Origin of the sequence: Paraburkholderia sprentiae WSM5005 (assembly GCF_001865575.2) — a bacterium.
Taxonomy (GTDB): Bacteria; Pseudomonadota; Gammaproteobacteria; order Burkholderiales; family Burkholderiaceae; genus Paraburkholderia; species Paraburkholderia sprentiae.
In genome coordinates, this window is sequence record NZ_CP017561.2 from 2,707,779 (window position 1) to 2,726,378 (window position 18,600).

Consider the following 18,600-nt stretch of genomic DNA (forward strand, 5'->3'; position numbering starts at 1 on the left):
GATATGGACAACGACAAAACCCTTGATGGCTTCCACGACTCCTACCTTATAGGAATCGACGTGGATCATTTAACCAATTCAATCACGCTAAAACTGCGACTTGGCGACACGGTAACATCCTTGATCTTCCACGGTGCTACTCGGTTTTTGCTAACAGAAATGCTCATACAAAATATCGTCTACGACATTAAAGATCTGATGCCGGGCTCCGATGCCCATCAACATGCAAAGGCGCTACTTGATAAAAGTTACTGGAAGGTCAAGAAGCCCGGCTCGCGCATTATCACAATCACCGCATCGCTTGGAGCGGAATTATTAATTGAATTCGAAAGTTTAGAAAAACTGATTCATTGATCACTCGCGCGCTGTGATAGACACCGGGGACACCGAAGCAACCGAATCTGCGGACACGCGCGTCCCAGCGCCACGCAATTGATTGCGCGGGGACCGCGGCGGCATTGTGTTGCTGCAACGGAGCGTAAAAAATGCTGAGTTCCTATGAGCGTGGTTTGAAACGTGATAACTCTTTCGCGTAACTCCGCGGCACCCCATACCGACGACGCCATGAGAGAAATCCGCGAACAGATGCACCGTGACCCGATCACGGCTGTCGAAGTCAAGCACAATGATCCCGTGGCCGCGCGCGCGGCAACTAAGCGCAGTCGAGCCAAGAGTCTTGCGGGACATACTCATGCATAGACGCAAGTGCACGTATTTTTTGACGCGTCTCATGCGTGTGCTCGCCTTCATTGCACTAGCGTGGATACCGGTTGCGTATGGCAAAACCTGCACGCAGCGTGAGGCAAGCGCGGCGGATGCAGCGATCGATCACCTCGACACGTGGGCAAAGCTGAACGAGGCGTTCAACAAGTACGCGCAGTGTGACGATGGCGAAATCGCGGACGGCAACTCAGAAGCTGTCGCGCGTCTGCTAGTGGATCATTGGCACACTTTGCCGCAACTAGGTGTATTGATAAAGCGTAATCCGTCATTGAAAGCCTTTGTGCTCCGCCACATCGATACGACGCTAGACACCGACGATCTTTTCAGAATCGCCAAGCTTTCAACGTCATCCTGCCCGATCGGCATGAGTTCTCTATGTCGAGAATTAGCGGCCGCCACGAAGAAAGTCATGCCGTAGTTGCTATATGGCTGTGACGTCGAATTCAAATCACCGCCACCGCCTCAACCTCGATCTTGAACCCATAATGCAACTGCGGCACCGGCACGACCGCGCGCGCGGGTTTTGCGTCGCCGGCCCAGCGCGCGTAGATCCGATTGAAGCTCGCCCAATGTTCGACATCGACCACATACACGCGCACCTGCACCAGTTGCGCGACACTGCTGCCGACGCTTTCGAGCGCTGCCTTCACATTGGCCAGGACCTGTTCGGCTTGCGCGTCGAATGACGCATCGGCGAGTTTCTCGCCCTGCGCATCGATCGGCAATTGCCCGGACACGAACACGAAGCCATTCGCAACCGCGACGTGACTGTAGTGACCGCCGGGTTTCGCGAGCGCGGCGGGGTTGTCGGTGTACGGCAAACGTGGGGCGTGCGTGCTATCAGTCATCAACCACTCCAGAAGTAAAAATCTCAGAGCGGCTCAACGCCGTGATGCCCACGCGCAGCATGCATCACGCGTCCGCCATCTCGAGCTTCTCGCGCGCATCCGCACAACGACGATTCAGATCGCGATGCATCAACTGGCTATCGAGCAAAGCCGATACATCCGTCAAACCGTGATCAAAGCGCAACACGTATTCGATGTCGGTGTAGTCGTAATAAGCGCCGCTATCGGCCAGCCGTTGCGCTTCGGCGAATGCGGCATGCTGCCGTTCGCCACTCATCAGGTCTTTGATCGCCATGATTGCCGCTCCGAGGAACAGTGACTTCATCATAGCAATGCGAACCGCGAAGCACGGTGGTGCGCACGCAACACCAGGTGTTTTCCGGACACGCGCCCAATGACCTCACGCGTTGACCGTAGCACCCGACATCACTCACGCAGCCGCGACCGGCGACTTCGCCGCGCGCCAGCGCATCACGAGCACGCGTCCGACAAAGCACAGGCAGCCCGCGACGCCGACCACGATCCCCATGCCCTTCGGCGTGCCGTCGTGCCACAGTCCGACCGCGAGGCTCGACAACGCGCCGAGCGCGAGCTGCACCGCGCCGAACACGGCCGCCGCGGCGCCCGCGTTGGCGGGGTAGCGATGCATCAGATCGGTCGTGCAATTGGCGGACAACACGCCCACCACGCCGACGACGAAGAACAGCCCGAACACGATCGACCACAAGCCGCCCCACCCCGTCAGCGACACGATGGACACGAACAGCGACGCGACGAAGCTCACGGTCGCCGCAAACGAGATGATCGGCACCGGCCCGAGCCGGCCGACGAGCCGCGTGTTCAGGTAGTTGCCGAACATGATGCCGACGATGTTCAGCGCGAACAGGAAGCCATAGTGCTGCGCGGACACATGGAAATACTCGATGTACACGAACGGCGTCGCCGTGATGTACGCGAACATCGACGCGAACGCCATGCCGCCGCACAACATGTGGCCCCACGCGACCGGATCGCGCAGCAGCGTGCCATATGCGCCGAACGACTTCAGCAGCGCCGAGTGCGCGCGCTTCTCGCGCGGCCACGTCTCCGGCACTTTCAGGAATGCGGTGACCGCGCACACCGAACCGAACAGCGTCAGCGCAACGAATACGGTGCGCCAGCCGCCGGCCAACAGCAACTGTCCGCCGATCAGCGGCGCGAGCAGCGGACCGATCGCCGTCACGATCGCGATCATCGACAGTACGCGCGCCGCGTCGCCCGGCTCGTGCGCGTCGCGCGCGATCGCGCGAGCGAGCACCGACGCGGCGCCCGCACCCAACGCCTGCACGAAGCGGAAGCCGACCAGCGAGCCGATCGAGACCGACAGCGCGCAGGCGATGCTCGCGAGCGCATACAGGACGATGCCGCCAAGCAGAATCGGCCGGCGGCCGTACGTATCGGACAGCGGACCGTACAGCAGCATGCCGATCGAAAAGCCGAACATGAAGCTCGTGAGCGTCGATTGCGCGGCGCCCGTGCTGACCGAGAAGGCTTGCGCGATGGTCGGCAGACTCGGCAGATACATGTCCATGGAAATCGGCCCGCACGCGGCCAGCGCGCCGAGCAACAGGATCAGCCGGCCATCGGGCCGGCGTTTGAGCACGTGAGACATGGGGAAAATCCGGACGGAACGCCGCGCCGGCATCGGCAGCGGAACGCGTGAAGCGGAACGGTCATCAGCTGACCGGCTCGATTGTACGCGACGGTTAACTCGCTGACTGCCCGCGTGGCGCACTGCGTGGACGTTGCGCGACAGCGCGGCGCGACCTATCCGGCCCTACGAAGTCCCTGACGCATCGAAAGCGCTGCGCCGAACTGACCGCCAAGCGCAAACCGCCGAGGATCGCCGCAGCGGGCAGCCGGGCGAACCATGCGACGCCGCGAGCGCCCGCCCGCACAGCCCGCTGACGCCGACTCCGGTACAATTTCTCGATCCATCCCAGCATCGCGCGAAGTGTCCGCGGGAATTGTCCGAGGCCCTTTGCGCCGCTGCGCCACCCCGTTCAAATTGCAGCCATCGCCATGTCACGAAACGAAATCCTCTTCGAACGCGCGCAACGCACGATCCCCGGCGGTGTGAATTCGCCGGTGCGCGCTTTCCGCTCCGTCGGCGGCACGCCGCGCTTCGTCGAGCGCGCGCAAGGCCCGTACTTCTGGGACGCGGACGGCCAGCGCTATACCGACTACATCGGCTCGTGGGGACCGATGATCCTCGGCCACGTTCATCCCGAAGTGCTCGAAGCCGTGCAGCGAGTGCTCGCGAACGGCTTCTCGTTCGGCGCTCCCACCGAGTCGGAAGTGGAGATCGCCGAGGAAATCTGCAAGCTGGTGCCGTCGATCGAACAGGTGCGCATGGTGTCGAGCGGCACCGAGGCGACGATGAGCGCGCTGCGTCTCGCGCGCGGCTTCACGAACCGCAGTCGCATCGTCAAGTTCGAGGGCTGCTATCACGGCCACGCCGACAGTCTGCTCGTGAAGGCCGGCTCGGGCCTGCTGACCTTCGGCAATCCGACCTCGGCGGGGGTGCCGGTCGATATCGCGAAGCACACCACCGTGCTCGAATACAACAACGTCGCCGCGCTCGAAGAAGCGTTCAAGGCGTTCGGCAACGAGATCGCCTCGGTGATCGTCGAGCCGGTCGCGGGCAACATGAACCTCGTGCGCGCGACCCCCGAGTTCCTGCAGGCGCTGCGGCGCCTGTGCACCGAGTACGGCTCGGTGCTGATCTTCGACGAAGTGATGTGCGGCTTCCGCGTTGCGCTCGGCGGCGCGCAGCAGCTCTACGGCGTCACGCCTGACCTCACGTGTCTCGGCAAGGTGATTGGCGGCGGCATGCCGGCGGCGGCGTTCGGCGGCCGGCGCGATATCATGGCTCACCTTGCGCCGCTCGGCGGCGTCTATCAGGCGGGCACGCTGTCGGGCAATCCGATCGCGGTCGCGGCCGGCCTGAAGACGCTGCAGCTGATCCAGGCCCCCGGCTTCTACGACACGCTCGCCGCGCGCACCACACGTCTCGCGCAAGGCCTCGCGCGGGTGGCACGCGAAGCGGGCGTGCCGTTTGCGGCCGATGCGCTCGGCGGCATGTTCGGCATCTATTTCCGCGAAGCGGTCCCGACGAGCTTCGCCGAGGTCACGAAGAGCGATGTGCCGCGCTTCAACGCGTTCTTCCACAAGATGCTCGACGCGGGCGTGTACTTCGCGCCGTCGGCCTATGAGGCGGGCTTCGTGTCGAGCGCGCACGACGACGCGGTGATCGACGCGACGATCGACGCCGCGCGCGGCGCATTCGCGGCGTTGAAGGGCTGAATCCCACCCGCGATCGAACCACAACGGACACCGATGTTCTCGCAAACCGATTTCGTCCATATGGAACGCGCGCTCGCGCTCGCGAAGCGCGGTATGTACACGACCGACCCGAATCCGCGCGTCGGTTGCGTGCTCGTCAGAAACGGCGAGGTGATCGGCGAAGGCTTCACGCAGCCGGCCGGCCAGGATCACGCCGAGATTCGCGCGCTGAAGGACGCGCGCTCGCGCGGCCACGATCTGCGCGGCGCGACCGCCTACGTGACGCTCGAACCATGCAGTCATTTCGGCCGCACGCCGCCGTGCTCGAACGCGCTGATCGAAGCGCAGGTCGGCCGCGTGATCGCCGCGATGGAAGATCCCAATCCGCAGGTCTCCGGCCGCGGTCTCGCGATGCTGCGCGAAGCCGGTATCGAGGTGCGCTGCGGGCTGCTCGCGAACGAAGCGCGGGAGCTGAACATCGGCTTCGTGTCGCGCATGACGCGTGGCCGTCCGTGGGTGCGCATGAAAGTCGCGGCGTCGCTCGATGGCCGCACCGGCTTGCCATCGGGCGAAAGCCAGTGGATCACGAGCGCGGCAGCGCGTGCCGACGGCCATGCGTGGCGCGCGCGCGCGTCGGCGATCCTCACCGGCATCGGCACCGTACGCGAGGACGATCCGCGCATGACCGTACGCGCGGTCGATACGCCGCGCCAGCCGCACCGCGTGCTGATCGACAGCCAGCTGGACGTGCCGCTCGACGCGCAGATCCTGGCCGGCGCGCCGACGCTGATCTTCTGCGGCGAGCTCGATGCGCGGCTCGAAGAACGCGCGAGCGCGCTGCGCGCGCGCGGCGCCGAGATCGTGCCGCTGCCGAATGGGTTCGGCAAGGTGGATCTGCCGCGCATGCTGAGCGTGCTCGGCGAGCGCAACGTCAACGAGTTGCACGTCGAAGCCGGCTACAAGCTGAACGGCTCGCTGCTGCGCGAAGGCTGCGTCGACGAACTGCTCGTGTATCTCGCGCCGAGCCTGCTTGGCATGGACTCGATGAGCATGTTCAATCTGGCCTCGCCCGAGCTGCTCGAAGACCGCGTCAAGCTGAATTTCCATACGGTCGAGCGGATCGGCGACGATCTGCGGATTCTCGCGCGCTTCGCCCCGACAACCGTACCCGGGACCGACGCCGTGTCCCCCACCGTTTCGACATGAGCAAGGACTAGCACGATGTTTACAGGAATCGTCGCGGCAGTGGGCCGCATCGAATCAGTCAAGCCGCTCGGCACAGGCGACGACGCAGGCGTGCGCCTGAACGTCGAGGCCGGCGGGCTCGACCTCGCCGACGTGCAACTCGGCGACAGCATCACGATCCAGGGCGCCTGCATGACAGTGATCGCGAAGACCGCTCACTCGTTCGAAGTCGACGTGTCGCGCGAAAGCCTGAACTGCACGGCCGGTCTCGGCGAAACCGGCGAGGTCAATCTCGAGAAGGCGCTGCGCGCGCATGACCGGCTCGGCGGACATATCGTGTCCGGACACGTCGACGGGCTCGGTACCGTGACGCGTTTTGCGCCGGTCGGCGAATCGCACGAGTTGCGCATTCTCGCGCCGCGCGAGATCGGCCGCTATCTCGCGTACAAGGGATCGATTACGGTCAATGGCGTGAGCCTGACCGTGAATTCCGTCGATGATCGCGACGATGGCTGCGAGTTTTCGATCAATCTGATCCCGCATACCGTGCAGGTGACGACGCTCAAGCATTTGCGCGATGGCGTGCGGGTGAATCTGGAAATCGATCTGATTGCGCGGTATGTGGAGCGGATGCTCGGTGCGTCGCAGCACGGCCATGCGCCAACGAAATCACCCGATTCTTGATGCGCGGGAAGACAAGCAGGTCCCCCGCGCTTTGCGCGCGTGGCTTCGGCACGAGAGGAGCGCGCGCCTGACGCAGCCAATCCAGTGAGGCGTGTCTGCGCTTACTCGTTGGTCTCTTTGTGATAGACGTGTTTGTTCTCAACGACGCCGTTCGGGAACACCTTGCGCACCAGACCACGCGCGGTCGCGTCGGCCCGCAGCACGACATCGCGCACTCGTTGCTCGGGGCGCCCGCGGAACGACGTTGGGTGAAAGTATTCCGTGTCGCCAACCGGTTGACTCGAGAAGTAGTAGTTCGACACGCAGCAACGCGCTTCGCTGCTCAGGTTCGGTGATACTGAATGCCACGAATGCTGGTTGGTGACCATCACGGCAAGCCGGTTGAACTTGCTGACGATCGTGACCGGCTCTCCCTTGGTGCCCTCTGGCCACACTTCGAGATTGCAGCCGTTTTCGGCCCGCCAGCCTGGCGACACGTAATACAGCAGGTTCAGCACGCGGTAACGCTGGCGATCCTTGTCATGCGAATTATCAAGATGCGGGTTAAGGAAGTGCCCGAGGCCCATCATCGAGATGCCGCCCGCGTACAGACGTTCGTCCGGGTCTAGCGACGAAAGGCCAGTGATTTGCGAGACGAGCTTCACCACTTCCGGCTCCTGGAACGCGTAGAGCGCTTCCTCCAGGATCGGCGCGTGGTGGTTCATTTGGGCCGAAACGTATTTCAATTCGCGCAGACTTTTGCGAAGCATCATTGTCGAGGCATCGGGAAAGCCACGCCGTATCGTCATGGCAAGCGCTTCGGGAAGAACGTCGTCGATGAAGAAGTGATTAACGGGTGCGTTTTCCTGCCATTGGCGGCGAGCGTCATCCAGATTGTCGCGCAGTCGTGAAGCGATCAGCGCACCAATGTTCGTCCGTTGCAATTGCGCATTTTCAATAGGTTCCATATCCGTACCTTTGGGCGACGCGACCGATAAGTACATCAGACCATATGAGCCGCAGCGCGGCCTCTCAGTAGGATGCTGCGTCTCTTTTTCGTGCCCAACTGTGCGGCACCGAGCATTTCCGGTTGTGCAGCACAGATCCGCGCCCTCTGAGCGTTGTGGCGGCGGCCGCACCTCTGACCGCCGTCCAACTCTAATGCGGGTTACACGTGGGTGGGCATTTCAACCAAGTCCGAATGTTTTTCTCAAGCTTGCATCGACGGGTCCAGCCGGCATGAAACGCCGCAATTTGCGCAGCAGAGAAGCCTCACCCGCGGGCGTACGACGCATACGCCAATTGCCAAGCGCCGCTTCGACGATGGTGTTTGCCACGCCATCGGGCTCAGGCGCACCCTTGACGCTGTTGACGACTGCGCTCGATGCAAGGGCACGCTCGCGGTCATAGTCGGCGATTCTCGAGCTCGCCTGTGGCGTATTGACGTCGAGATTGGTCCTGGTAAAGGACGGCTCGACCAGCGTAACGCGGATACCAAACTGGCGCACTTCGTGATCCAAAGTCTCGGTCAGCCCCTCGACGGCATGCTTGGACGCCGAATAGAGCCCCATATACGGGGGCCGGGAGAAATCCGAGCACCGAACTGATATTGATGATTCTCCCGCCACGTTGTGCCCGCATGTGGGGGAGTACCGCCTGAGTCGTGCGCAGAATGCTGAATACATTGGTATCGAACAGAGCCGAGGCTTCGGCAGTCGACGTTTCCTCCACCGCGCCGATCATGCTCGTTCCTGCATTGTTGACGAGCACGTCGATACGTCCGGCACGATCGATGATGGACTGGATTCCGGCCTGGACCGACGCATCGTTGCGGACATCCATCTCGACGAGTTCGACACCGGCCAACGGCGCCGTTCTGGTGATGCTACGCACGGTGCCAAATACGCGGCATCCCCGCCCGGAAAAGTTCTCGGCGGTGGCGCGTCCGATACCCGACGACACGCCGGTAACAATGACCACGGTGGGATTCGACATGGCAGCTTCCTTCGATACGGTGATTTGATGGTGTGTTACCTGGGGGCGTCGAGCGCGTCGTCCAGTCTCTGTTCAGCAGGCTCTGCTCGCTCGTGCCGATCATTGCGCGAACCGACGGCACGATCGGGCTTGATCTTGAACCAGATCGAATACATGGCCGGCAGGAACATCAGGGTCAAAATGGTCCCCGCAAACGTGCCGCCGATCAGCGTATAGGCGAGGGTTCCCCAGAACACCGAATGGGTCAGCGGGATGAATGCGAGGATTGCCGCCATCGCGGTCAGAATCACGGGGCGGGCGCGCTGAACCGTGGCCTCGACGACCGCGTGGAACGGATCCAGCCCCGCCTGCTCGTTCTGGTGGATCTGCCCGATCAGGATCAGCGTGTTGCGCATCAGGATGCCCGACAGCGCGATGAGGCCAACCAGCGCATTGATGCCGAAAGGCTGCCGGAACAGGATCAACGTCGGCACGACACCGATCAGACCCAGCGGACTGGTCATGAACACCATGACCATGGCAGAAATCGCGCGGACCTGAAGGATGATGATGACCAGCGTAACCGCCAGCATGATCGGGAACAGCGGCAGCATGGCCGTCGTCGCCTTGGCCGATTCCTCGATGGAGCCGGCCTGCTCGATGCGATAGCCGCTGGGCAGCCTGGCCACGATGGGCTGGAGCTGCTTCGTGATTGCCGTGGACACATCCGGCGGCTGCAAGTCCTCCGCGATGTCGCCGCGTACCGTGATCGTCGGCACGCGGTCGCGCCAGCGCATGATCGGTTCCTCCATGCGCACGTCGAGCTTGCCCACCTGCGACAGCGGGATGCGTTGCCCGCCCGCGCCAGCCAGCGTGAAGTCGCCGAGCCGAGCCGGGTCGAGCCGCACATCGCCGGCCGAACGCGCCATGACCTGCACGGTCCGGATGTCCTCACGCACGGCGGTGATGGGCACACCGCTGAGCAGGAATTGCAGTTGTTGCGCCACGGCGCTGGACGTCAACCCGACCGCCTGCAAGCGGTCCTGCTGCAACGTGAAATGCAGTGTGGGCGCGCGCGTGCCCCAGTCGGCGTTGACCGTACGCATCATCGGACTGGCGTCCATCACGTGCTCGACTTCAGCCGCGATCCCGCGCAGCTTGTCCGGGTCCGGGCCAGAGATACGGTAGGCAACCGGGAACGGCGAATACGGCCCGAACACGAGTTGTGTGACCCGCACGCGCGCTTCTGGAGCGAGACCCTCGGCGACGGCCTGACGCAGTCGCTCCTTCAACACGTCGCGCTCATGCTGGTTGTCCGTGCGCACCACGATTTTGGCGAACGACGGATCGGGCAGCTCGGGGCCCATGGCCAGGTAAAAGCGTGGCGCACCTTGCCCGACGTACGCGGTGACGATCCGGGCTTCCTTCTGCTTGGCGAGCCACGCTTCCACCTTCGCGGTGGCCGCGCTGGTTTGCGAGATGGACGTGCCATAGGGCATCTGCACCTCGACCAGCACTTCGGGACGATCGGAGATCGGGAAAAATTGTTTCTTGACCACGCCCATGCCGAGGATGGCCAGGACGAAGAGGCCCACGACCGAAGCCGCGACCAGCCATTTGCGCGCGATGACGCGCGTGAGCAGCTGACGGAAGCGGTTGTAGCGCGGCGTGTCGTAAATCGCGTCGTGACCGCCTTCGACCTTTTTGAAGTCGGGTAGCATCTTGACACCCAGGTAGGGCGTGAAGACCACGGCAACGACCCACGACGCGATCAGTGCGATGCCGACGATCCAGAACATGTTGCTGGTGTATTCGCCGGCCGTGGAGCGCGCGAAGCCATTGGGCATGAAGCCGACGGCGGTCACCAGCGTACCCGCCAGCATCGGCGCGGCCGTATGGCTCCACGCGTAGGCGGAGGCGGCGATGCGGCCATAGCCCTCTTCCATCTTCACCACCATCATTTCGATCGCGATGATGGCGTCGTCCACCAGCAGGCCGAGCGCCAGGATCAGGGACCCCAGCGTGATGCGGTCAAAGTTTTTGCCGGTTGCGGCCATCACGACGAACACAACCGCGAGTGTCAGCGGTACGGCCGCCGCAACGACGAGGCCCACACGCCAGCCCATGCTGACGAAGCTCACCAGCATGACCACCAGCAGCGCGACGAAAAACTTCACCATGAACTCGTCGACCGCCGAATGAATGTTGACGGCTTGATCGGTAACCTTGGTCAGGCTCATGCCCAGCGGCATCCCGGCGTTGATTGCGCCGACCTCGCTGTCCAGCGCCTTGCCGAGATCGAGCCCATTCCAGCCGTCGCGCATGACGATGCCCAGCAGGAGTGCGGGTTCGCCGTTGTTGCGGATCATGAAGGTCGCCGGATCTTCGTAACCGCGCGTGACGGTCGCGATATCGGACAGCTTCAGCGTGCGACCTTGCGCCACGACGGGCGTGTCGCGGATCTTCTGCAGTTTGTCGAATGCGCCGTCCAGGCGAATGAATACCTCCGGCCCGCGGGTTTCGACAGAACCCGCCGGCGTCAGGGCGTTCTGGCCATTAAGCGCGGCGAACACATCCTGCGGGCTCAGACCGAGCGTTGCCAGGCGCTCATGGGAGAACTGGACGTAGATGCGCTCCGCCTGCTCGCCAATGATGTTGACCTTCTTCACGCCCGGCACGTGGAGCAGCCGCTGGCGCAGCGTCTCCGCGTCGCGTACCAGCAGGCGCTGCGGTTCGCCCTTGGCCTTCAGTGCGAAGAGGGCAAACGTGACGTCCGAATATTCGTCATTGACCATCGGCCCGATCACGCCTGCGGGAAGGTTATTTGCCTCGTCGCTGATTTTTTTTCGCGCCTGGTAGAACTGCTCCTGCACTTCCGACGGCGGCGTGCTGTCGAGCAAGCTCAAGGTCGTGAAGGCGAGACCTGGGCGCGTGTAGGTCTCGGTACGGTCGTACCAGCGCAGCTCCTGCATGCGCTTTTCGATCTTCTCGGCGACCTGATCGTGCATTTCCTGCGCGGTGGCCCCCGGCCACGCAGTGATGACGGTCATTACCTTGACCGTGAACGCGGGGTCTTCCGCCCGGCCCAGCTTGAAGAACGACACGAGCCCCGCCAACGAGATCAGGCAGATCAGGAACAGGGTGATGGAGCGCTCGCGCACGGCGAGCGCCGACAGGTTGAAACGGCCTTCGCTCACGGACGGGCTCCCTCTGGCGTCATGGCGACGGCTTGACCCGTCACCCGGACCTGCTCGCCTTCGCGCAACAGCTGCGCACCGAGGGCGACGACGCGCTCGCCTTGCGTGAGCGCACCGGCGACGCGGGCGCTGTCGTCGTCCAGACGTTCGACTGTGACCGGGCGCCACGAAACCTTTGCCGGCTCGCCGCTGACGACCCACACGCCGGGTCCCTTGCCCGCGTCCAGCAGCGCACCGATCGGCACCTGCAAACCGCCTTGCCCCGGCGAACGCGCATCGGGAATCTGAACGGTCACCGTGGCGCCCAGCGGGGCGTCGGCCAGCGCGCCTTGCAGTACGTACCGCGCTTCGAAAGTGCGGGTACGAGGATCCGCCGTATCCGAGAGCTGACGCAGCGTGGCCTGCACGCGAACGTCGCCGTTGCCGAACAGCGTGGCCTGTGCGGCCGAACCGATGGCGGGGCGCAGGGTTTCGGGCAGCTGGATGACAGCCTCGCGGCGCCCGGCGTGGGCGAGGCGCACCACGGGCTGTCCGGCGCTGACGACCTGGCCCGGTTCGGCCAGCGTTTCCATTACGACGCCATCGCCGTCCGCCACCAGTTCGGCATAGCCCGTCGCATTGCGCGCCACGGCGGCGTCAGCCTCGGCGGCACTGAGCTGGGCTTTGGCGGCGTCGGCCGCCGCCTTGATCTGATCGTAGGCCGATGCCGATATCGCGCCGGTGCCGCGCAGGTCGCGGTAGCGCTCTTCGTCCTGCGCGGTCTGCTGCGCCCGGGCCCGAGCGGCCGTGACCGCGTCCTGCCGGGCCTGCGCGGCTAGCTTGAGATCGATGGGATCGATGCGCATGAGCGGCTGGCCCCGTTTGACGGTTTGCCCGGCATCCACCAGCCGCTCGAGCACTTTCCCGGAGACGCGAAATCCCACCTCGCTCTGCACGCGTGCGGCGACGGTTCCGGTAAACGCACGGGACGCCGGAATCGCCGCCTGAACGATGGCGGTACGCACCGGAGGCGCCTCGGTGCGCGGATCGGACGGTGTTCTTGCGCCACAGGCGGCTAACGCAAGTGGCAGTGCACAGACGACTGCGGAGATAGCGAGGCGGCGCCGGAGCATGAAAGACCCATTGACGGAGTGATCGGGGCTTTCATTATCGTTCTAGTGACCAAATTAGTCAATGGTCACAAGGCTTTTTTTCAGGGAGACAGACTGCGGAGCACCAGACTGGACAGTTGCGCAGGTGCGACCTTGGTGTAATCGAAGCTGTATTGCAGCAGCATCGGATTGAGGTAGGGGCGCATCACCAGGTAAATCGCCATCGCAGTCTCATCGAGCGGCGTTTTGCGCTCGAAGTCCCCGTTTTGCCGACCCTCTTGCAGGACGTCCCGAAGCAGCGTCTGGACGCGCTCTTCATACGCAAGCACCGCCTGCCAGTTCTCCGTGGCCGCCGATGCTGCAATCTCGTACAGCTTGCGGTCCTGGAAAAACAGACGCAGGCTCGCATCGGTGAAGACGCCGAACATGCGCCGCAGCTTCTCCGCCGGCAGGTCGGTCTGTGCGACGGCCGCCCTGACTTCGGATTCGATCTCGTGCAGGCAGTTTGCGCAAATCATCTCGCCAATGGCCTGCTTCGATTCGAAGAACTTATAGATGTAGGCCTTGGAAAATCCGATCGCCTTGGCGAGATCCGAGACTGTCGTTTTCTCGTAGCCATACCGGCTGAAGTGCTCGGTGGCAGCGGCGACGATCTGATCGCGTACCTCATGGTCGGCGGGGCCGCGTGCCGGGACGGGGGAAGTGGTGGCTTTTTTCATCGGTATAGCATACAAGAATGGACAACGAGTGACTATTTGGTATTATAGTCACAACCTGAACCTGCGAAGACACTCATGCTACCCAAACACCTCCTTGCCGCGGTCATTGTCGCCAGCCTGTCGGCAGGCTGCGCTGTAGGCCCCGATTATGTCCGGCCCAACGTAGCGATGCCCGAGCAGTTCCGGGGCCAGGCCGCGGTCGATCACCGGCACGCGGCGGCCAGTGCCGACCTTGCCACCTGGTGGGGTGGTTTCGGCGACCCGCAACTGACACGGTTCGTGACGCTTGCTCTGGAACAGAACCTCGATCTTGCGCAGGCAGCCGCGCGCGTCGCTCAGGCGCGCGCGGGACTCGGCGCGGCCAATGCCGCGCTGCTTCCCTCCGGCAATGTCAGCGCACAGGCAGCGAGAGTCTATCAATCGGTTGAAACGCCTTTGGGACGCGTGTTGAATTCGACGCCCGGTTTCGATCGCCACGGCAGTGATTACGAGGCCGATTTCAACGCCAGCTGGGAACTGGATGTGTTTGGTGGCCTGCGTCGCGGGCGGGAAGCGGCGCTCGACGACTACCAGGCTTCGGAAGCCGGCGCCGCGGCCACGCGGCTGGCGGTGGCTGCGCAAACCGCCGATATCTATATCAGCATTCGTGGATTGCAGGCGCGTCTGAAGGTGGCTCGCAGGCAGTTGCGCACGCAGCAGGACCTGCTCTCGACCATCAACCTTCTATATAGCAAAGGACTGGCGGCCGACCTTCAGGTGAGCCAGGCCGAAGGTGCGGTGGCTCAGGTTCAGGCATCCGTCCCGGTCCTCGAGGCGGGTCTGGATGCGGCCATGAACGCGCTGGATGTGATGCTGGGCTCGCAGCCCGGCACGCATCGGGCGGAACTGGTCGAGGGCAGCGACATCCCGGCTGCTCCGCAGATCGCGGCAACCGGATCGCCGGGAGAGTTGCTCAGACGCCGGCCCGACCTGATCGTGGCCGAGCGTCGCCTTGCTGCATCGAACGCACGCATCGGCGTGGCTGTTGCCGAGTACTACCCCAAACTATCCCTCAGCGGACTGCTCGGCAGCGCGACTTCGGTGGCGAGCGGCAACCTGTTCAGCAGTGGCGCGAATCAGGCCGCCGGCGTGCTGGGGCTGCGCTGGCGCCTGTTCGACTTCGGCCGCATCAATGCGCAGATCGAGCAGGCCAAGGGCCAGCAGGCAGAGATGCTCGCTGCGTACCGGCTGGCAGCGCTGCATGCGACCGAAGATGTGGAGAACGCTTTGTCGGCACTGGTCAAGCGCGAGGAGCAGGCAGCCGTTCTGACCCAGGGAGTGAACTCGCTCGGCCGCGCTCGAGCGGCCTCGTTCGCGGCCTATCAAAAAGGCGTCGTCAGCCTGATCGAAGTCTTGCAGGCCGACGACAACCTGCTGCGAGCCTCGGACGAGCGCGCGCAGGCGCAAACTGAATCGGCGCGCGCCGCGGTCGCAGCCTTCAAAGCGCTCGGTGGTGGTTGGCAGCCTCCTGAATACGAGGCAGTAGCCGCGAAGTAGCGATCCGATGCACCGATAGTGCATGGACATACATGAGACAGATTGCAGAGGCCTCGCCGCATGCCACGCCAACGACTGACTCGGGCAGAAAACCGCGAGCAGACCCGCCAGCGCCTGCTCGACGCAGCGTACTTCAGCATTACCCGGAAAGGGCTGGCCGCGACCAGCGTGGAGGACATCGCTGGCCACGCCGGCTACACCCGTGGAGCGTTCTACTCGAACTTTGGCAATAAGAGCGATCTATTTGTCGAACTGCTCCGACTCGATCACCAACATATTCAGGAGAAGTTGCAGAAGCTGCTGGACGCCGCCCCATCCGGCGACGATCTGCACAAACAGTTCGCATCGTTGTATGCGCACTGCTACCGCGACAGCGACAACTACATCATCTGGTCCGAGGCACGTCTGCACGCGATGCGTGACTCGCAATTCAGGCAGTGGCTGAATGCGCTGTACCTAGAAAAACACCACATGATCGCGTACTTCATCGAACGGCTCTGCACGCGCCTAAACATCCCGTTATCAAGCTCTGTCGCCGATCACGCCCTCGCCGCGATTGCATTGATGGACGGCGTCCTCTATTTCGACATGACGATGCCCAATGATCTGCCGAGCGCGTCGGCCGAAGCGATTTTGTGCAACGTCTTTACGAAGATGTTCTTCCATCCATCGTCTTGAGCGCGATTTTTGTGAGGCCCCGCGGTCGTTCACGATCACGTTCGGACCGTGCGTTTTAAGGTGCCTCCCCAGGCGCGCCAAATCGAGAGCCGATCCGGCCGTTGGCAACGAAAGGCGGCGGCCGTGCCGCGCCGCCGCCTCGCGCGATTACGCTTCGACCGAAGCGCGCAGACGATGGACGAGCTGATTGTCCTTGCCCTGGACCAGCGGCGTGATCGTGAAGTTGAACTCGATCTCGTTGTATGCATCGGCCTTCAGGCCCAGCGCCGCGCCACCGGTCTTCTCGACGACCGGCGGAATCAGCTCTTCGCGCGTGGCGTAGGCGAAGTCGTCCCAGATCAGCGGATCGCCTTCAATGTTGAACTGCGTGGTCAGCTTGCGATGGCCGTCACTGCTGACGAAAAAGTGCACGTGCGCCGGACGGTTGCCATGACGGCCCAGCCCGTCGAGCAGCCGCTGCGTCGAGCCGTGCGGCGGGCAGCCATAGCCCACCGGCATCAGCGTGCGGAATTCGTACTTGCCGTCGGCGCCCGTCTTCACCGCGCCGCGCAGGTTGAAGTCGCTCTGCGCGCCGGTCGGATCGAAGTGCGAGTAGAAGCCCTTCGAGTTCGCGTGCCAGCACTCGACGATCGCGTCCGCGACCGGCTTGCCGTCCAGATCCTTGACCGTGCCGCGGATCACGAGCGGGCCCGCGTCTTCGTCCGGATTGATGTCGATCTTCGAGACGCCTTCTCGCACCGTCGCGCCGGCAACGTACAGCGGGCCTTCGATCGTACGCGGGGTGCCGCCTTCGAGACCGATCTGCTTGTCCTCGGCGTCCATACGGATGTCGAGGTACTTCTCGAGACCGAGACCGGCCGCGAGCAGCGCCGCTTCGCCGTCCTGACCGAGCTTGTTCAGATAGCTGACGCCGGCCCAAACTTCGTCGGGTGTGATGTCGAGGTCATCGATTGCCTTGAACAAGTCGCCCAGCAGACGGAAAACGATCTGCTGGAAACGCGGGTTGCCGTTGTCGGCATCGACGTTGGAAGCGGCTTTCAGCAGATCCTGCACTTCTTTGGTTTCAAAAACTTTGACGCTCACGATGACTGTCTCCGGTTGGTATTGGGGGAAATGATGGCTTTGGATGCGCTCGCCTTCAAAGCGCGTCTGGCCGCTGGGCTCAGATGTCGTCGTCCCGAATCGACGACGGGTGACGACATAGAGGCGTCACCGAAATCTTCATGTAGGGGAACAGAGGCAAGCCGCACAGAATGTCGTGAAGTTCGGCATTGCTCTCTACCTCGAAGATGCTGTAATTCGCGTACTCGCCAACGACGCGCCAGATATGACGCCACTTGCCGCAACGCTGGAGGTCCTGCGAATAGGCCTTCTCGCGCGCTTTGATGTCGTTCGCTACTTCGGCTGGCATGTCGACCGGCAGGTGCACGTCCATTCGTACTTGGAAAAGCATCGTTGAATCCTCTTGATCGAAATCCGTTTAGCGGGTGACTTTCATCAGCCCGTCTCGAGTGAATCGTTTGAGCTTCGCCTCGTCGAGTTCGATGCCGAGACCCGGGCCGTTCGGCACGGTCAGCTCGAAGTCGCTGTAATCGAGCGACGTGGTCAGAATTTCTTCGGTGATCAGCAACGGCCCGAACAGCTCGGTGCCCCATTGCAGATTCGCAAAGCTCGCGAACAGATGTGCCGAGGCCACCGTGCTGAACGCGCCCTCGAGCATCGTGCCGCCGTACAACTCGATGCCGGCGGCATCGGCGATCGCGGCCACGCGCTGTGCGGCGAACAGGCCGCCGCTCTGTTCGATCTTGATCGCGAATACATCGGCGCCGCCGGTCTTCGCGATCTCGAACGCGCTGTCCGGGCCTTGCAAGACTTCGTCGGCCATCAGCGCGACCGGGAAACGGCGCATCAGGCGCGCGAGCGCGGCGGCGGACGCGACCGGCTGCTCGACCAGATCGCAGCCCGCGTCGGCCAGCGCCGGAATCGCCCAGGCGGCCTGGGTCTCGCTCCACGCCATGTTCACGTCGACGCGCACCGCCGCGCGCTCGCCGAGCGCTTTCTTGATCTCGGCGACGTGCCGGATGTCGGTCTTCAGTTCCTTCGCGCCGATCTTCAGCTTGAAGACCCTGTGGCGGCGCACGTCGAGCATATGCTCGGCTTCAGCGATGTCTTTCGCGGTTTCGCCCGACGCGAGCGTCCACGCCACCGGCAGGCGCTCGCGACGACGGCCGCCGAGCAGCTCGCTCACCGGCACGCCGAGGCGCTTGCCTTGGGCGTCGAGCAGCGCGGTTTCGAGCGCGCTCTTCGAAAAATGATTGAGCTTGACCAGCTTGCCGAGGTGCGCCATCAGCGCCTGGATCTGCGTCGCGTCCTTGCCGATCATCGCCGGCGCGAAGTACGCGTCGATCGCGAGCTTCATCGCTTCCGGGCTTTCCGGGCCGTAGGCCATGCCGGCTATCGTGGTGCCTTCGCCGATCCCGACGACGCCGTCGCTGCAGTACACCTTGACCAGCATCAGCGTTTGCCCGTACATCGTGGCGACCGACAGCTTGTGAGGGCGGATCGTCGGCAGATCGACGAGGCGGGTTTCGATACGTTCGATGGTCGCTTGGGGCATGGCGGCTGCGGCGGGAAGTGAGTTCATTGGACGTTTTTATACCCC

Annotated in this window: 17 protein-coding genes and 1 pseudogene; 7 read left to right on the forward strand and 11 right to left on the reverse strand. The window is 63.2% G+C overall.

Annotated elements, in window-relative coordinates:
• Window positions 1–3 precede the first annotated feature (3 nt).
• Together BJG93_RS12315 and BJG93_RS12320 are read left to right on the forward strand one after the other, a co-directional pair.
• Window positions 4–354: a hypothetical protein gene (locus tag BJG93_RS12315; protein WP_027198550.1), complete on the forward strand. Its 351-nt coding sequence runs from the start codon at window positions 4–6 to the stop codon at window positions 352–354.
• A gap of 376 nt (window positions 355–730) precedes the next feature.
• Window positions 731–1,141 carry a hypothetical protein gene (locus BJG93_RS12320; protein WP_063828935.1) on the forward strand — a complete coding sequence of 137 codons (411 nt, stop codon included), beginning with the start codon at window positions 731–733 and terminating at the stop codon, window positions 1,139–1,141.
• A gap of 25 nt (window positions 1,142–1,166) precedes the next feature.
• On the opposite strand, the gene BJG93_RS12325 is transcribed toward BJG93_RS12320, so the two are convergent.
• The 3 genes from BJG93_RS12325 to BJG93_RS12335 form a co-directional block, all read right to left on the reverse strand.
• The gene (locus tag BJG93_RS12325; RefSeq protein WP_027198552.1) at window positions 1,167–1,571 is read right to left on the reverse strand and encodes a RidA family protein; all 405 of its coding nucleotides are present in this window, start codon (window positions 1,569–1,571) and stop codon (window positions 1,167–1,169) included.
• 64 nt (window positions 1,572–1,635) lie between these two features.
• Entirely contained in the window at window positions 1,636–1,866 is a 231-nt protein-coding gene (locus BJG93_RS12330; protein WP_027198553.1) for a hypothetical protein, read from the reverse strand.
• 135 nt (window positions 1,867–2,001) lie between these two features.
• On the reverse strand, window positions 2,002–3,222 hold the full coding sequence (locus BJG93_RS12335) for a Bcr/CflA family multidrug efflux MFS transporter (protein ID WP_027198554.1): 1,221 nt from the start codon (window positions 3,220–3,222) through the stop codon (window positions 2,002–2,004).
• Between the two features lie 410 nt (window positions 3,223–3,632).
• On the opposite strand from BJG93_RS12335, the gene hemL reads away from it, so the two are divergent.
• From hemL to BJG93_RS12350, 3 genes are read left to right on the forward strand one after another with little or no spacing between them, the layout of a single operon-like run.
• Window positions 3,633–4,916 carry a glutamate-1-semialdehyde 2,1-aminomutase gene (gene hemL / locus BJG93_RS12340; RefSeq protein ID WP_027198555.1) on the forward strand — a complete coding sequence of 428 codons (1,284 nt, stop codon included), beginning with the start codon at window positions 3,633–3,635 and terminating at the stop codon, window positions 4,914–4,916.
• Between the two features lie 33 nt (window positions 4,917–4,949).
• Window positions 4,950–6,101, forward strand: a complete 1,152-nt coding sequence (gene ribD, locus BJG93_RS12345) for a bifunctional diaminohydroxyphosphoribosylaminopyrimidine deaminase/5-amino-6-(5-phosphoribosylamino)uracil reductase RibD (RefSeq protein ID WP_027198556.1) — start codon at window positions 4,950–4,952, stop codon at window positions 6,099–6,101.
• Window positions 6,102–6,116: 15 nt separating this feature from the next.
• Window positions 6,117–6,764 (forward strand): riboflavin synthase, encoded by a 648-nt coding sequence (locus tag BJG93_RS12350; RefSeq protein ID WP_027198557.1) that lies wholly within the window; start codon window positions 6,117–6,119, stop codon window positions 6,762–6,764.
• Between the two features lie 101 nt (window positions 6,765–6,865).
• Here BJG93_RS12350 and BJG93_RS12355 read toward each other — a convergent pair whose 3' ends face one another.
• The 5 genes and pseudogenes from BJG93_RS12355 to BJG93_RS12375 all read right to left on the reverse strand — a co-directional run bounded on the left by BJG93_RS12355 (window position 6,866) and on the right by BJG93_RS12375 (window position 13,724).
• Entirely contained in the window at window positions 6,866–7,882 is a 1,017-nt protein-coding gene (locus BJG93_RS12355; RefSeq protein WP_231337401.1) for a 2OG-Fe(II) oxygenase, read from the reverse strand.
• A gap of 48 nt (window positions 7,883–7,930) precedes the next feature.
• Window positions 7,931–8,738 (reverse strand): annotated as a pseudogene (locus tag BJG93_RS12360) (oxidoreductase).
• A gap of 35 nt (window positions 8,739–8,773) precedes the next feature.
• Window positions 8,774–11,914 (reverse strand): efflux RND transporter permease subunit, encoded by a 3,141-nt coding sequence (locus BJG93_RS12365; protein ID WP_027198559.1) that lies wholly within the window; start codon window positions 11,912–11,914, stop codon window positions 8,774–8,776.
• Window positions 11,911–13,026 carry an efflux RND transporter periplasmic adaptor subunit gene (locus tag BJG93_RS12370; protein WP_027198560.1) on the reverse strand — a complete coding sequence of 372 codons (1,116 nt, stop codon included), beginning with the start codon at window positions 13,024–13,026 and terminating at the stop codon, window positions 11,911–11,913. Before BJG93_RS12370 ends, BJG93_RS12365 begins: the two co-directional genes overlap by 4 nt.
• A gap of 80 nt (window positions 13,027–13,106) precedes the next feature.
• Window positions 13,107–13,724, reverse strand: a complete 618-nt coding sequence (locus tag BJG93_RS12375; protein ID WP_027198561.1) for a TetR/AcrR family transcriptional regulator — start codon at window positions 13,722–13,724, stop codon at window positions 13,107–13,109.
• Window positions 13,725–13,799: 75 nt separating this feature from the next.
• Between BJG93_RS12375 and BJG93_RS12380 the strand changes: the two genes are divergently transcribed.
• Window positions 13,800–15,260 (forward strand): efflux transporter outer membrane subunit, encoded by a 1,461-nt coding sequence (locus tag BJG93_RS12380; protein WP_027198562.1) that lies wholly within the window; start codon window positions 13,800–13,802, stop codon window positions 15,258–15,260.
• Window positions 15,261–15,320: 60 nt separating this feature from the next.
• Complete coding sequence (locus tag BJG93_RS12385) at window positions 15,321–15,938, forward strand: TetR/AcrR family transcriptional regulator (RefSeq protein ID WP_027198563.1); 618 nt, start codon at window positions 15,321–15,323, stop codon at window positions 15,936–15,938.
• A 147-nt stretch (window positions 15,939–16,085) separates the two neighbouring features.
• On the opposite strand, the gene catA is transcribed toward BJG93_RS12385, so the two are convergent.
• The 3 genes from catA to BJG93_RS12400 form a co-directional block, all read right to left on the reverse strand.
• Window positions 16,086–17,021 (reverse strand): catechol 1,2-dioxygenase, encoded by a 936-nt coding sequence (gene catA, locus BJG93_RS12390; protein ID WP_027198564.1) that lies wholly within the window; start codon window positions 17,019–17,021, stop codon window positions 16,086–16,088.
• A gap of 79 nt (window positions 17,022–17,100) precedes the next feature.
• Window positions 17,101–17,391, reverse strand: a complete 291-nt coding sequence (gene catC / locus BJG93_RS12395; RefSeq protein WP_027198565.1) for a muconolactone Delta-isomerase — start codon at window positions 17,389–17,391, stop codon at window positions 17,101–17,103.
• 27 nt (window positions 17,392–17,418) lie between these two features.
• Window positions 17,419–18,555 carry a muconate/chloromuconate family cycloisomerase gene (locus tag BJG93_RS12400; RefSeq protein WP_027198566.1) on the reverse strand — a complete coding sequence of 379 codons (1,137 nt, stop codon included), beginning with the start codon at window positions 18,553–18,555 and terminating at the stop codon, window positions 17,419–17,421.
• Window positions 18,556–18,600: the final 45 nt, after the last annotated feature.